Origin of the sequence: Proteiniclasticum sp., from assembly GCF_032054185.1 — a bacterium.
GTDB lineage: Bacteria > Bacillota > Clostridia > Clostridiales > Clostridiaceae > Proteiniclasticum.
Genome location: NZ_DAMBTF010000040.1, coordinates 1 through 14,658 on the forward strand (window position 1 = coordinate 1; position 14,658 = coordinate 14,658).

Here is a 14,658-nt window from a genome sequence, read left to right on the forward strand (position 1 = left end):
ACACGGTTAGAGCTATTCTCTTTTTTCTTTTAACCAACAATAATTTTACACTAAGCAAAATAACATTACTTTAACTAAATTTTAAGTTTATCTTTGGAACTATAGATTAAGATTAGAATGTTATTGTTTTTTTGATATTATTTATAAACTTATCACAATCATTCTCAGGTAAAAGGAGTAGTCATGTGCAATTATAAAATCATAACCGATTCGACCTGCGATCTTCCACCTCATATCCTGAAAGAGCTGACCATTCACGTCATTCCTATGGAATATTTTCTTGACGGTATCGTGCAGCTTCATGATATCGAGGATTCCGGAGACAAAACCAGATCGTTCTATAATCATCTGAGAAGCGGTAAGGTCTCCACCACATCCATGATCAATACAGCACGGTTCACAGATATCTTTACCGGTTATATCAGCCAGGGTATGGATGTGCTTTATATCTCCTTCTCCTCTGCATTAAGCGGCTGCTACAACGCAAGCAGAATAGCTGCCGAAGAGCTTCTGGAGGAATATCCGGACCAGAAGATCTTTACACTCGATTCAAAAGCCGCTTCCATCGGACAGGGACTTCTCGTCTACCATGCCTTCATGCTGCAGAAGAGAGGCTATACCATAGATCAGCTTGCCTGCTGGGTGGAGGAAAATAAAAACAGCTTCTCTCACTGGTTCACAGTAGAAGACCTTCAGCACTTGAAAAGAGGAGGAAGAATCAGCCCGCTGTCTGCCAGCGTAGGAACCGCCCTTCAGATCAAACCTATTCTCAGTGTGGATTTTGAAGGACGGCTGATCACTCAGGGTAAAGTCATGGGCAGAAAAAAATCCCTCTCAGAGCTTGTGGGACGGATGAAAACTGGAGCATATATGCCCCAAGATCAGACGGTGATCATCGGCCATGGTGATGCACTGGAAGATGCCCGCTTTCTCGAGAAAAAGGTCAGAGAGGAACTAGGTGTCAGAAATGTGATTCTCACCTATATCGGACCCGTAATAGGAAGTCATACAGGACCTGGTATGATCGGACTTTCTTTCATGGGCAATAGAGACCCGAAAATCTCATAGAACCTTCAACCCATGGCTTAGATTCACCTAAGCCATGGGTATTCATTTTAGAGGAGTCTGTACATTTCATACTGCGACAGATCATCTTTTATGAAACCGCTGCTTTTTACAAAGCCATATAGACCCGCATGATTGGAGAAACTGATGTGCATTTCGGGTGACCCTGTCATCTCAATGGCTTTATGAAGGAGTACTGATCCCAGCTTCCTGTTTCGAAACTCCGGTTCCACCCAGATCAGATAGATCTTCCCTGTATCTTTAAAAGCCAAAGCCCCCTTAAGTGTCTGACCTTCGTAAGTCCCGTAATACCTGATGTCGCTCATTTTTCCCATGGCTTCAAAGTCCGTCTGCCAGTTGAGGTGGATATCTTTGAAACGTTCTTTTACCCGAAGAACATCTGAAAAAGATATCTCTTTCACTACGGTATTCTCTGAGCTACTCATTTTCCCGGCATAACCAGATTTATTCAGCGTGTAGTAATGAAGATTGTATATTTTCTCGTAGCCTTTCTTCTCATAGAAAGCGACTGCCCGGTCATTGCCTCTGATCACTTCAAGAAACAGCTGTCTGCAGCCTTTGTCTTTTGCACTCTCTATATGAAGCCTGAAAAGTTCATCACTTATCCCTTTGCCCCGATGCTCCGGAGCCACACTCAAAGCGCCGCATCTCATGGTTTTTATCCCGTCAAACACCCTGACTCCGCCAAGAACCACACCGATGGGTTCTTCATCATCAAACGCCAGAAAAGACAGTTCCAGCTGATTACCATCAGGACCGAAAAAACGGCTGAAAAAGTCATCCATATTCATTTCAAATCTGATCATGTAGTCAGAGAACCCCTTGATGAAAGCTCTGTAGACGTTCTCCCTGTCTGTTTCCTGAGCATTGATATACCTGTACATAATGTTACCCCCTTAATGCTATAATGACTATTCTTATTCCATAGTATCATGTCAGAATACGATGTAAACAGAAAAACTCCTGACCAGTGAGCGATACTGATCAGAAGTTTCCATGCTTCGGTTTTTCTTCCGTTATTTCACTTTTTCCATGATATAGGTTTCCACCTCTTCAAGAGTCTTTGCATCTTTGATGGCTGGGAAGGTATTTCTTTCAAAAAGCAGCCCTTCTTCTGTATCCATGAATGCAAACCGTACTGTGTCGATAATGGCATACTTTGCAAAATCTGTCATCTTCAGCTCTTTTCCGTTCTCTTCCCATACTTCATCGCTGCTGTAGACAATCGGCATGAAGATTCCTCTCTCACCAGGCTTCATCGCTCTTGTGATGTTGAAATCAGGCCCCATCACACTACCTGTATCCACAGGGCCAGGTAGCATGGCATTCACAGTCTCACCCACAGTAAGCTCTCCGTCGTACACTTTCTCTACTGTAATGACGGCCATGGATCGATAGTGCACAACGCCATCAAAATCCATTTCAAGATTCACGACTTCCTTTACAGTACCCATAAAAGCTACAGTATCAAATCTGGTGAACACTTCCTCTTCATTGAATATCGCTGTAATGGCACTAGGATTTGAAGGAATCTCAGGAACATCAGTCACTTCTGTAATCACCACATCACCTTTGGTATAAAGTATATCTCCTGCATCCTTCTTTCCCATATCCGGAAGACCAAGGCTGATAAAAAGCGCTGCAGCGGCAACCGCTCCAGTCAGGATAAAACTGTTTCTCTTCGTTTTGTTCATTTCAATCACTTTCCCTTTCTTTTTGTTGTCACTTGTTTCACCAAGTATGTTCTGAAGCATTCTTTTCTTTGCTTCTTCATCAGGATTCATCTGATTCATGGCATCGATATATCTTCTATTTTTCATCTAAATCCTCCCCTAACTCTTCCTTCAGGCGTTTTCTTGCCCGATGAAGATCATTACGTACAGTCGACTGAGGTTTATCCAGCATCTTTGCAATCTCATTGGTATCATAGCCTTCATAATAGTATAAATACAGTACGAGCTTGTACTTCTCAGGCAGTTTCATAACTGTATCGAGCAGCCCATCCTCCTGTCTGTTTCTGTCATTGCTTTCCAGAAGATGATCTTCGATATTCCCTCTTTTCTGCCACCAGTGCTTCAGATGATTTTTACAAAGATTGGAGGCAGTCACGATAAGCCATGCTTTCTCATGCTCCGGGCTTTCAAAGATGATGGACTTTTCTATGATTTTGATAAATGTGTTCTGAACCATGTCTTCAGTATCCACAGTATTCTTCAGGTATGAGAAACAGATCCGGTATACCATATCCACATGTCTCTCATAGATTCCGATGATTTCATTCTCTTCACGAAGCTTCGTCTTCTCCAAGATCCATCATCCTCCTTTCACTTATAATACAATCATAGGGGCTAATATGTCGCAAAGGAATACAGATCGGCAGATATTTTTCTGTAAAAGAACCCGCTGATTGCTCAGCGGGTTCTGCATTATACATAATAGAGATTTTCGGATGGATAGACCGGGTCGCAGGTCACATCAATTCCCAGTTTCTTCAGAATCTGCTCATCATCTTTATTGAGCATGACTGTAGAGTGTGCCTGAACATCTTCAAGTTCCACAAGCTTGTCCACAGCCAGCTGCGCTGTGGGATTTGTCACCGCTCCGATGGTGAGCGCAATGAGCACTTCATTGGCATTTAGCGTCGTGATCTTGCTGTGCAGCTTATCCTTCTTCAGTGTCCTTATGGTATCGATGATTACTGGGGATAAGAGAAAGATCTCATCTCCTATATGAGCAAGATACTTGATGGCATTGAGGATGGCCGCAGAACATGAATCCATAAGATTGGAACTTTTACCTGTTATGACTTTCCCGTCATTCAGTTCAAATGCCATGATTGCAGGAACTTCCTTGTTTTCTGTATTTTCCTTCAGCTTTTCGGCATATTCTCTTGCAGGTTTTACAGGAACTCTGTCTTCTTTTTTCAGCTCCAGTTCTTCCATGATCAGCTTCATTCTATTCAGAATGTCCTCATCCAGAATGCCCTTTTTATAGTCACATTCTGTGATGAAATTTCTCCTTATGATTTCCTGTCTTGAAGCTTCTCTGACCGCTTCATCATCTGTTATGCCGAATCCTACACGGTTCACGCCCATATCAGTAGGAGACTGATACACGGATTCCTTTCCGGTGATTTTCTCTATGCTTCTTTTTACAACCGGAAACATTTCCAGATCCCTGTTGTAGTTCACTGAAACGATATTGTATTTTTCAAAATGGAAATAATCCATCATGTTCACATCTTTAAGATCCACCGTAGCAGCTTCATAGGCAACATTGACCGGGTGCTTCAGAGGAAGATTCCATACAGGAAAGGTTTCGAATTTGGAGTATCCCGCATGATTGCCCAGCTTGTATTCATGATAGAGCTGATTGAGGCATGTAGCGAGTTTTCCGCTGTTCGGTCCAGGGGCGGTTACCACCACAATGGGCTTTGTGGTTTCGATGTAGGGATTCAGACCATAGCCATCTTCACTGACAATCTTCTCCACGTCCGAAGGATAACCAGGAATCGCCACATGGGTATATACCTTGATGTTTCTTCTTTCGAGCTTTGAAATAAAGACCTTTGTGGAAGGCTGATCGTTATATCTTGTTATCACCACACTGTTGACCGACAGGCCATAGCCTCTCAGCTCGTCAATCTGTCTGAAGACATCCATATCATAGGTGATTCCGTAATCTCCACGGATCTTGTTACGCTCGATGTCTCCGGCATACACGGCTATGATGATTTCCGCCTGGTCTTTCAGCTTCTGGAGAAGCTTGATTTTCGCATCCTCATCAAATCCCGGAAGCACTCTTTTCGCATGCTTGTCTCCGATGAGCTTGCCTCCGAACTCAAGATAAAGCTTATCATAATCATTTACCCGTTCCAGAATAAACTTCGACTGTTCTTCAATATACTTCTGTGGATCAAATCCTGTTTTCTTCATATTTCCCCCCTGCATCCTTATAGCTGATTATTTACCGACTGATTATTCACTTTCAGCATTCTTATTCAACTGACCAGAAATCTCCTTGCGGCTTCTATAAAATTATCCATTAGTTACTATAACATGTAGAAGAAAAATTGTTAAGGTCAATCAGAATCTTCACGAAAATATTGACCTTCATCAAACGGTGAAAACGCCTTTCATGGACAGGCATCAGATATTAAGTAAATGTTAGACTGACTTCTATCATGATATAGCTATAGGAAAAGATAAAGTATGATCATTGACAGATTATTAACCATAAACTAATATGATAGATATAACGAGTGAATGAGGTGCATCGATGATTAAGTAATCTGAAACTGAGAGAAACATGCCGGCTTTCTGCAGGCTTTATTTCGTCGTCAGAATCCGGATTATTTTATCTGGTCCTCAGATAATTTCATGACTCCACCATCTGCTCTGCGTGCATATGCAGAGCACATTCTGCTCCATATGGTGTAAGTACTGTTCCATTTTCAGACGACGATGTGTCGGTGTAAATGGAGCATTTTTTTATATGGAGGTTATGATATGAAACTGATGAAAATTGCAGATGCATTCATTGAAAAAATTAGAAAGGATTACGCAGATGACATATCTCTCGTTGCTGTCATGGGGTCCTATGTCTTCAATGAAACCCATGACCGTTCAGATCTTGATCTGTTTTTTGTTCCCAAAACAGATAAGGGCTACAACCTGGGATTCACTTTTATCATCGATGAGATCGGATTTGATCTGTGGCCGATTTCCTGGGAAAGACTCGACGCGATAGCCCATCATAAGGAAAGAATCACATCCATTGTGACAGACTGCAAAATTCTCTACTCATCTTCTTCTGAGGATCTTATGCGTTTTGAGAAGTTGAAAGAGGCGGCAGAAGAGACAGAAGATAGAAAAGAGTGTCTGGAACGGGCGATCAGTGTTTTTAACGACAGCTACAGACTTACTAGCCTCCTGAAGAAGAATACTTCTCTTTCAGATGTCAGAAGGCATGGCATTCTATTTCTGAACAGCATCGCCCATACCCTTTCCCTTCTTAACGGAAGATCCATAAGACGCGGGAGAGCAAAACTGAAAAAAGAAGTCATGGACATGAATCTCATTCCTGATGACTTCTCCAGGCTCTATAACACGGTTTTCTGTTCAGATCAGATCGATGACATAAAGAAGGATCTTCTACAACTCATGCAGAATATGGAAAAGATGATATCCGATGAAAAGGAAAGACACTTCAGAAAAGCTTCAGTCAAGGAAGTATTTGACGGATTTTTTGAAGAACTCATCAATTACTACAATAAGATCGAACATGCCTATGAAATCAATGATCCCGTTACCTGCCTGTTTGTGGCATGTGAAATCCATGAGGAAATAAGCCATGCACTGAACTACTGCAATGCAGATCATCCCAATCTTCCGGATATCGTCGCATCCTATGATCCGAAAAATCTTGAAAAGATTCTTGAAACATCTAGAGAGCATCAATATCTTTTTATCGGGTTTCTAGAATCAGAGGGAATCAGTATCCGGAAATTTAAAGATGCTGCTGATTTCGAACGGCACCTCGAATCACTTTAGTTCAATCTTACTTCATGATTTACTGGTAGACTGAAACTGAAAAAAATCTTTTGTCTGCCCTTCAAGGAAGTGAGAATATGAAAAGAAGATTCGTCTGGAGCCTCATATCGATTATGTTCATTTCTGTCCTGATATTTGTCTTTTCCCCAGCTTTCGCGCGAAATCGCTCGCTCATATCCATGTTCATCTACGACAGATATCAGGAACAGGGAAGTGTACAGAAAATGTTAGGCTATCATCTGGATTTTCCGCTGGAAAAGATGGATCTTTATCCCCTGATGATCAGCTATAACGACAGCCGAGTTTCCTCTGAGCTTAATAAGGATGTCACTTTCACCGTGGAGTACAGTTTCGGAGACTTTAAAAAGGATAAAGGATACAGCCGTATACTGGATTTTCAGGACCCTCTCTACAATGCCTATATCGGTTCTTATAGTGTACTCGGGTTCGGTGAAAAGATGAGTGATGCTGATCTTGCGGATATCTCCCGTTTTGACATGACAAAGCTTGCCTTACCTGCCTTAGGTTTAGAAGAATCCGAAACCTCTTTCGAAATTCTTGAACAAGGCAGGTATAAAGAAAACCATATGATATCCGGACGCGCATTTACGGTTTATAAAAGCACAGTGATGACAAATGGATCAGAACATGCTAAGGATGATTTCCCGGCTGATGATCTGCTCTACGGAAGTATGGACGATGATCCCACAATCAGTTTTCCATTACGGATCATGAAAGGGAGAATCTATCATCACTATTTTGAAGAAACGGATCTCAATCTGGTCTTGTTCGCCTTAGGCAAATCTGAAGTTGTCCTGGATGATTTCGAGGAGCTCATTGTGAATCACGTCAGAATTGAATTTCAAAATCAGAAAGACTAGGAAAGAAAGCAGTTTCTTTCCTAGTCTTTTCTTCACTTATTCTCTCATCAGATCATCTATGGCAAGAAAGAGGTCCTTCACTGCATCAGGTTTGGCGTAATGATTCTGAAGCTCGATCATATGCTTCAGCCGCACCTGATCCGAAAGGAGATCTTCAATAAGGATATGAAGCTCTTTCTCCTTGTCCAGTCTCACACCGATTCCATGATTAAGGAGATAAGTGGCATTTTCCTCTTCCTGCCCCGGTATCGGTTTGGTTATGATCAGCGGAAGATTTTTGATGAGCGCTTCAGTCACCGTAAGTCCGCCCGGTTTAGTCACCAGCACATCGGCAGCATCCATATAGAGCGAGATTTTCTCAGTGTACCCTTCTATGATGATGTCCTTATCTGTCTCTGCGCATATCTTAAGCAGTTCTTTTTTCAGTTTCTTATTGTTTCCCGCAATGACCACACACTGAAGATCAAGACTGGACTCCATCACAGCATTCACGAGGTCCATAAGATTTCCCGCGCCGAAACTGCCGCCCATGATGAGTATCGTATTCTTGTCTTTCAGATTCAGCATATACCTGGCTTTATACTTATCCACACGGTTATTCAGTTCATGATTTGTAGGGATACCCGTGTCTTTGATACGATCTTCCGGTATCTTGTCGTCTATAAGCTTCAACCTCATGAAATTACTGGAAACAATGAACATGTCCACATTTTCGTGAATCCACGATGCATGATAGTCATAGTCTGTGACGACCACGACGACTTTATAGCTGAATTCATATTTTTCTCTCACCCTTATGATGCTGCTTACCGAAACAGGATGAACGCAGATGATGACATCCGGTTCATACTCACTAATCAGGTCCTTCAGTTTGGAATGGAAGGGCAGTAAGCTGCTGGCAAGTTTCCCGTCGGTATTGTTGTTCATATCATATTGCCAGCCATAAAACTCAGGAAAATTCTTTACGTTCAGCTCATATGTTTTTTCTACCACCTTGGATAAGGTAGGGATGATGTACTCGATCACATCTATGATGACGACTTCATACTCATCACGATAGGTATCCGCATAAGTCTTTATGGCGCTTGATGTGGCATTATGGCCTCCACCAATTGAGGCTGTCAGAATAACAACACGCTTCATTCAATTCATTCCTTTACACTAAAATAGAATCAGGGGTGAACACCGAGACTCCGCATATATACTGAACTCAGCATAGCACATTATTTTTAATAAATTATGTACTCTTTCACGGACGCTCAATCAGGACTAAAGATGAGCTTCGCTCATCACTTTCTGCGGATGATTTCCAGCACCCATTCTTCGAAGGCATGCACAGATTCGCTCCTCTTCATTTCCACAAACTGGAAATCCCTGATCATTACAGGAACACCTTCACGAGCAATAATGAAACACTCTCCCGTAGAGTGAAAGGTGTATGGCGATTCCTCTCCCCACTCTTTCTCAAGTTTTCTGCCAATCATTGTTCTAGCATAGTTTTCTGATGAAGCATTGCCCCTCATCATTGCATCAGCAAAAGAGCTGCCTCCCTGGATTCTGGTTGTTCTATCGTACATTCTGACTCCTCCTTTATTTTTGATGTTTCTCTCTCTTGAGTAAAAAAGCAACAAAAAAAGCCCTTCGAAGGAGCCTCTCATATCTCCTCATCGTTATCAGCTTTACCACCTTACAGCTTTCTCAGATGCAGGTTGGTGTGTGGTCACTGAGCTAATCCTCTACCATCACTCTTAATAAGAAACTTATTTAGTTTGTACAACATTTACTATATATCAGTTAATCTCCAAAATCAAGTGCGATATTCAGATGTGAGAACACTTTATATATGAATCCTCACATCTGAATAGCATATGATCTTTCTATGATTAATCTGCCTCATCAGACGTGGAGACGGTTATTTCACCCCACGACTGATGAGTTTATGATAGATCGGTGTGATTTCCGGTTCATCTGCAAAAATATCGATATCCTCAAAAGGAACCCATCTGACTCCGTTTGTTTCCTGTTCATTGAGAAACAGTATATCCTCTTCTCTTGCTTCAAATAGAAAGGCTGCATTGAGATGAAGGTGGGCACTGATATATTTTCCGTTTTTGATATGCTCTCTGACCGTTAGGATATCCAGCCCGATAATCATTCCACCTTCGTCCTCCAGGACCTTGAAGTCCGTCAGTCCTGTTTCTTCCTGGGCTTCTTTCAATGCTACCTTAAGAAGATCACCTTCACCATCCGCATGTCCACCTTGCCATGTCCAGGTATCATAGATTTTGTGATGAATCATCAGCATTTTATCTCTGGATTCATTGATGATGACGGAAGATGCCGTCATATGCGCTATGGCATTGTCTCTATAAAGAACATCATCCTGATGACGAATAATAAATGCCAGCATATTATTTTTTGTCACCTGATCTCGCTCATCATGAGGCCTAAGTCCTCTGATCATTTCATAATAATGATTGCTCATATCTTTCACCAGCCTTTATCTTACAGGAAGATTATCCTACTATATGAATGATTCTATTCGAATACCTTATTCTACCATGTCCTCAGGAAAACTGACGGTATATTTCTGATGAGCCTCCATCTGTTTCATCTGATGCTAGATTTCAATGCCCAGAAACTGCTTGACCAGAAGTCCGATAATGAAAGATACAAAGGCGACAGAAAGGCTTATTATACTCATTTCTTTGAACTTCGTTCTGAAAGAGAGGTTCTTTGCAACAGCAATATAATAGTTGAAACCTGCAATAATCACGATGACCATCACGAGCATAATAAGCAGTGCTGCAGTGTATGACTGATCAGGTAGAAGTCCATAGGGAAGAATAAGAAGAAGAACCGTTGCCAGGTAGGCAATTCCCGTATAGACAGCCGCTTTAAGCGGATGTTCTTCATTATCGTTCTTTGCAGAGAGATATTCAGACGAGGCCATGGAGAGTGTCGCTGATATTCCTGTAATCAGTCCTGCAAGAAGAATCAGACGATTGCTCTGCATAGCGAAAGTCCAGCCGGCAAGGCTTCCAGTAAATTCTACCAGAGCATCATTAAGACCCAGCACCATGGAACCGATGTACTGAAGTTTATCTTCGTCGATCATTTCCAGAAGAGTTTCTTCATGTTCTTCTTCATCCTTTAGGATAATATCCACATCGGTGATTCTTTCTTTTAAGCCATCCGTCAGACGACGTGTCATGCCGTTATTAAATGCATTAATGCTCTTTTCCATAAGTTTCAGTGCGAAGGTATAACCGAGCAGTCTACCAATGAGCACATACCAGAAAACAATCATCCTGTTAGGCCGTACGTCCACTTTGGTATAGGCTTTCCATATTTCATAGTGTCTGAGCTCAGCATCTGCGATTTCCATGAGCACCTTACGGTCTTCTTCCTTTCGAATGGATTTCTCAAGTTTTAGATAGATGAGTCTCTCTGTAATTTCTCCCTGCTGGAGCTTTTTTACCGCTTCGAGATAATTTATGTCTTTTTCCAAAAAAGTAAACCTTCTTTCGCTATATTCCAGAATAATCAGCCTGGTGACTTAAATACAACACAATAGATTGTATAAAATTTAATAAGAATTGTCAATCATTTATCGAAAAATTCGATAGCGGTGATGTATTTACCATTCTGATCGAAAAACAAACCCTGCGATTCACCACAAGGTCTGTTCGGTATTTTATTATTCTATATTTACTGCTTATATATCAGTTTCACCAGCATACGGATATATTCTCTGCGTTTTGACTCGGTGTCAAGATATCCATACGTTTCACTTGAGGGGGAATATCTCTCGGTAGGATACACTATGGAAGAGATGTAGATCATTTTTTTCATTTCAAACTGGCTGTTGCCTTCCTGAAGGTATCTCTGCAGAACTTCGTCCAGCTTACTGTACATTCGGGAAAGTGCTTGAATGATTTTTCTGGACATCTCATCCGTCTCCATTCTTGCCTGTGCATCTTTGATCAATGCGGATACACCGGGAAACCTTATACAGTATTCCATAATCTCACATCCATAGGAAACAAGCTTATCCTCATCATTCATAGTCTCGTCCTCAAGGTATGCAATGGTCGACATGGTATTTTCCACATAGAACTGTTTGACATGATTCAGCATATTTTCTTTTGTTCCGAAATAATAGTTGATGGCTCCGATATTGACTCCTGCCTCATGGACGATTGCCCTTACAGAAACATTCACACTTCCTGTTTTACCGATAAGATACAAGGTACGATCAAGAATTTTCTCTTCAATACTTTTTAACTCTCTCATGCTACTCTCCTTAAACATCAGTGCTTCTATTATACCGCTAAAATCAGCTGAATGGTAACACCATCATGTCCGTTTCAGAATTTAAAATGGCTATGATCGCTTCAGTTCCGATTCCGGATTTTTTCATGGGACATCCTGAGAAGTAGATCCCCTTCACTTAGAGGTTTTGATATGAGATAGCCCTGAATAAGATCGCAGCAGTTATCTTCAAGGTATATTCTCTGTCTTTCATGTTCCACACCTTCGGCAACAACATTATGACCAAGCCTGTGAGCCATGGAGATGATATCTCCTGTTATCGCGTCTTCAGGCTCAAGATACATGAGCTTGTCGATGAACGACTTGTCGATTTTCAGCGTATTGATGTTGAGTTCACGTTCTCTAGCAAGAGTTGAATATCCTGTCCCGAAATCATCTATGGCGATGTGGATACCGAAATCCTTGAGTCTGCCTAGCGTTCTGTTCATTTCTTCATAATTTATGGAAAAGATGGTTTCCGTTATTTCAACTGAAATATATCGGGGTGGAATATCCATTTCCTTTATTAAGGAGATGAAATTCTCGATAAAATCTTTTTTCATGAGCTGTATAGCGGAAATATTGATGGAAACACTTATAGGACGGCTTTCTTCTCTTGTCCTTCTCAGAAAATCCAGTGCCATTTCAATGATTCTGTCTCCAAGCGGAATGATCAGCTTCGTCTTTTCTGCAATGCTGATAAACTCAATAGGTGAAACAGGTCCGTATTCATCACTCTGAAGTCTTGCGAGAGCTTCTACAGCACAGATTTCATCGGTTTTAAGATCCAGGATCGGCTGATACTGAAGATATAGTCTTTCTGGCCTTATTCCATCTGCGATCTGAGCTAGTTCACGTTTGATCACATCTTCTCTGATAAGCGCTTCTTCCATTTTATCGTCAAAAAAACCGAAAGAATAATCATCAAAGCTTTCAATGGCTTTTTCGGATGCAATAAGCACACTCTTAAGAATCTGGTCCACATTTCTTCTATGGTGTGATTCCACTTCAACGACGCCTATACCCGCATTGATCTGCTCCAGAGCAAGAGCTGTTTCAAGTGTTCCAGCAAGGTCTCTGCAAAGTGATTCCAGCTCTTCCCTTCCTCTATATCCTCTCACATAGAAAACAAACTGATTGTCATACATTTTAAACAGAAGCATATCCTCATGTGTATACACTTTCAGTGTGGATGCCAGTTTCTTGATAAGCTCCTGAGTATAATGAAACCCGTAGATCATGTTGAGCGAATGAACATAGCTGAGGTTTATTCCGATAAGCGCTTTTTTTTCAGTGGATTCCATATTTTCTTCAAGCAGACTTTCAAGATGGCTCTGATTGTATAGTCCTGTCCATCTGTCATGCTTTAAAAGAAACCTCAGATCGTTTTCGATTTTCTTGCGCTCAGAAATATCAAGGATGATTCCTTCAAGGGCTTCAACCTTTCCGTGACTGTTAAAGATTCCCTGTCCCATCTCAAGCACCCATTTGCGCTTGCCTTCGGCAGTGATGATCTCATATTCAAAATTGAAAGGCAGTTTTTTCGCTAAAATATCCACCCACTCCTTCCACAGGAAATCCCGGTATTCCGGGGCGATAATATCATTAAATGAAAGGTCTCTGCTGCCGATCAGATGTTCAGGTCTGTAGCCTGTAAGGTCATAACAGCCTTCTGAGACATATTCCATGTCCCACTCTCTTCCATATCGACACCGATAAGCAAGTCCAGGGATATGCGAAAGGAGAACTGATTTGCTCCGCTCGCTTTCCATAAGGCGCTCTTCGGCAATTTTTCTTTTTGTAATGTCCTGAACAAGGGAAATGTGTCTGAAATTCTGATGACCAGATAAGGTCAGTGGAGCGACCAGCATATTCACCCAGACTATCGTACCGTCGGGTCGGACAAATCTTTTGTCCATTGAATAACCGCTGATCTCTCCCTTCTTCAGACTGTTATACTTCTCCATATTTGCCTGTAGATCATCTGGATGAGTAACACTCGCCCAGCCCAGACTGCGGAGTTCTTCCTTGCTCCTCCCTGTGATTTCCTCATAAACAGGATTGATGCTTAAATAGGGATTATCCTCTTTTGCTGAGGGAAAAGGATTAAATGCAATTCCAATTCCTATAGGTGCCTGCTGGAATATCATATTATATGTCAGGTCCTGCTCATGCTGTTTCCTCATGATTTCCTCCTGAAATTTGATGAGGCTAAGATGCAGATCGATTCTGATTTTCAGGGCTTCCATCTGGATCGGTTTTCGGATATAGTCTGCTGCGCCTGATCGGAATGCAGAAATTTCACTTTGCATGTCTCCCTGATTGGTCAGGACAATTATGCGAAACCGATGCCCCTTGTTTATTTCTTTCAGTTCTCTTATAAGCTTCATACCATCAAAGTCCTGCAGCTCAGGATTTATAAGAATGATTCTAATATCCTCATGGTCATTCAATAATTCAAAGGCTGATTCAGCATCAGATGCCAGAAGAACCTCATAACCGCTCAGTATGGATTCAATTCGTAAATAATCGGAATCAGACTGATCAATGATTAGTATTTTTGTAGACATGACTCTTCCTCCAGAATTGTATAAATGAAATGCTTTCAGCCATAATAGTCCATAGGAAATAAAAAATTGTCACTTGAGAATTGGTCAAGGCTTTCAATCAAAGCCTTGAAGATTTTTATATGAACTTCCATAAGGTACTATAGCTGTACTCGCATCACTAAAATTATTTATCATAATACTATTGTATATTAAATTATAACGGCCGATTGTATAATTAATTGCAACAAACAAAAAAAGATTGAACCATAAGATGAT

13 protein-coding genes are annotated in these 14,658 nt (G+C 41.3%); 3 read left to right on the top strand and 10 right to left on the bottom strand.

The window, feature by feature from the left end:
* The first annotated feature begins 183 nt into the window (after positions 1 to 183).
* The gene (locus RTX25_RS13925; protein ID WP_312654514.1) at positions 184 to 1,068 is read left to right on the top strand and encodes a DegV family protein; all 885 of its coding nucleotides are present in this window, start codon (positions 184 to 186) and stop codon (positions 1,066 to 1,068) included.
* Between the two features lie 47 nt (positions 1,069 to 1,115).
* Here RTX25_RS13925 and RTX25_RS13930 read toward each other — a convergent pair whose 3' ends face one another.
* The 4 genes from RTX25_RS13930 to RTX25_RS13945 all read right to left on the bottom strand — a co-directional run bounded on the left by RTX25_RS13930 (position 1,116) and on the right by RTX25_RS13945 (position 5,021).
* Entirely contained in the window at positions 1,116 to 1,970 is an 855-nt protein-coding gene (locus RTX25_RS13930) for a GNAT family N-acetyltransferase (protein WP_312654515.1), read from the bottom strand.
* 132 nt (positions 1,971 to 2,102) lie between these two features.
* Positions 2,103 to 2,906 (bottom strand): hypothetical protein, encoded by an 804-nt coding sequence (locus RTX25_RS13935; protein ID WP_312654516.1) that lies wholly within the window; start codon positions 2,904 to 2,906, stop codon positions 2,103 to 2,105.
* Entirely contained in the window at positions 2,896 to 3,393 is a 498-nt protein-coding gene (locus RTX25_RS13940; protein ID WP_312654517.1) for an RNA polymerase sigma factor, read from the bottom strand. The genes RTX25_RS13935 and RTX25_RS13940 overlap by 11 nt, the downstream gene beginning before the upstream one ends.
* Positions 3,394 to 3,512: 119 nt before the next feature.
* The gene (locus RTX25_RS13945; protein WP_312654518.1) at positions 3,513 to 5,021 is read right to left on the bottom strand and encodes a DUF1846 domain-containing protein; all 1,509 of its coding nucleotides are present in this window, start codon (positions 5,019 to 5,021) and stop codon (positions 3,513 to 3,515) included.
* Between the two features lie 573 nt (positions 5,022 to 5,594).
* On the opposite strand from RTX25_RS13945, the gene RTX25_RS13950 reads away from it, so the two are divergent.
* Together RTX25_RS13950 and RTX25_RS13955 are read left to right on the top strand one after the other, a co-directional pair.
* Entirely contained in the window at positions 5,595 to 6,638 is a 1,044-nt protein-coding gene (locus RTX25_RS13950) for a hypothetical protein (RefSeq protein ID WP_312654519.1), read from the top strand.
* A 77-nt stretch (positions 6,639 to 6,715) separates the two neighbouring features.
* Positions 6,716 to 7,519 carry a hypothetical protein gene (locus RTX25_RS13955; protein ID WP_312654520.1) on the top strand — a complete coding sequence of 268 codons (804 nt, stop codon included), beginning with the start codon at positions 6,716 to 6,718 and terminating at the stop codon, positions 7,517 to 7,519.
* Positions 7,520 to 7,555: 36 nt separating this feature from the next.
* Here the strand turns inward: RTX25_RS13955 and RTX25_RS13960 are convergent, their stop codons facing one another.
* The 6 genes from RTX25_RS13960 to RTX25_RS13985 all read right to left on the bottom strand — a co-directional run bounded on the left by RTX25_RS13960 (position 7,556) and on the right by RTX25_RS13985 (position 14,403).
* Positions 7,556 to 8,662, bottom strand: coding sequence for an MGDG synthase family glycosyltransferase (locus tag RTX25_RS13960; protein WP_312654521.1), 1,107 nt, complete (start codon positions 8,660 to 8,662; stop codon positions 7,556 to 7,558).
* Positions 8,663 to 8,808: 146 nt separating this feature from the next.
* Positions 8,809 to 9,096 (bottom strand): hypothetical protein, encoded by a 288-nt coding sequence (locus tag RTX25_RS13965; RefSeq protein WP_312654522.1) that lies wholly within the window; start codon positions 9,094 to 9,096, stop codon positions 8,809 to 8,811.
* Positions 9,097 to 9,431: 335 nt separating this feature from the next.
* Entirely contained in the window at positions 9,432 to 10,004 is a 573-nt protein-coding gene (locus tag RTX25_RS13970) for an NUDIX hydrolase (protein ID WP_312654523.1), read from the bottom strand.
* Positions 10,005 to 10,139: 135 nt separating this feature from the next.
* Complete coding sequence (locus tag RTX25_RS13975; protein WP_312654524.1) at positions 10,140 to 11,030, bottom strand: VIT1/CCC1 transporter family protein; 891 nt, start codon at positions 11,028 to 11,030, stop codon at positions 10,140 to 10,142.
* 200 nt (positions 11,031 to 11,230) lie between these two features.
* Positions 11,231 to 11,815: a TetR/AcrR family transcriptional regulator gene (locus tag RTX25_RS13980; RefSeq protein ID WP_312654525.1), complete on the bottom strand. Its 585-nt coding sequence runs from the start codon at positions 11,813 to 11,815 to the stop codon at positions 11,231 to 11,233.
* Positions 11,816 to 11,916: 101 nt separating this feature from the next.
* Positions 11,917 to 14,403 (bottom strand): EAL domain-containing protein, encoded by a 2,487-nt coding sequence (locus RTX25_RS13985; RefSeq protein WP_312654526.1) that lies wholly within the window; start codon positions 14,401 to 14,403, stop codon positions 11,917 to 11,919.
* Positions 14,404 to 14,658 lie beyond the last annotated feature (255 nt).

Coding starts and splice junctions, on each gene's coding strand:
- RTX25_RS13925 (WP_312654514.1), top strand. CDS start 184: ATGTGCAATTATAAAATCATAACCGATTCGACCTGCGATCTTCCACCT.
- RTX25_RS13930 (WP_312654515.1), bottom strand. CDS start 1,970: ATGTACAGGTATATCAATGCTCAGGAAACAGACAGGGAGAACGTCTAC.
- RTX25_RS13935 (WP_312654516.1), bottom strand. CDS start 2,906: ATGAAAAATAGAAGATATATCGATGCCATGAATCAGATGAATCCTGAT.
- RTX25_RS13945 (WP_312654518.1), bottom strand. CDS start 5,021: ATGAAGAAAACAGGATTTGATCCACAGAAGTATATTGAAGAACAGTCG.
- RTX25_RS13950 (WP_312654519.1), top strand. CDS start 5,595: ATGAAACTGATGAAAATTGCAGATGCATTCATTGAAAAAATTAGAAAG.
- RTX25_RS13955 (WP_312654520.1), top strand. CDS start 6,716: ATGAAAAGAAGATTCGTCTGGAGCCTCATATCGATTATGTTCATTTCT.
- RTX25_RS13960 (WP_312654521.1), bottom strand. CDS start 8,662: ATGAAGCGTGTTGTTATTCTGACAGCCTCAATTGGTGGAGGCCATAAT.
- RTX25_RS13965 (WP_312654522.1), bottom strand. CDS start 9,096: ATGTACGATAGAACAACCAGAATCCAGGGAGGCAGCTCTTTTGCTGAT.
- RTX25_RS13970 (WP_312654523.1), bottom strand. CDS start 10,004: ATGAGCAATCATTATTATGAAATGATCAGAGGACTTAGGCCTCATGAT.
- RTX25_RS13980 (WP_312654525.1), bottom strand. CDS start 11,815: ATGAGAGAGTTAAAAAGTATTGAAGAGAAAATTCTTGATCGTACCTTG.
- RTX25_RS13985 (WP_312654526.1), bottom strand. CDS start 14,403: ATGTCTACAAAAATACTAATCATTGATCAGTCTGATTCCGATTATTTA.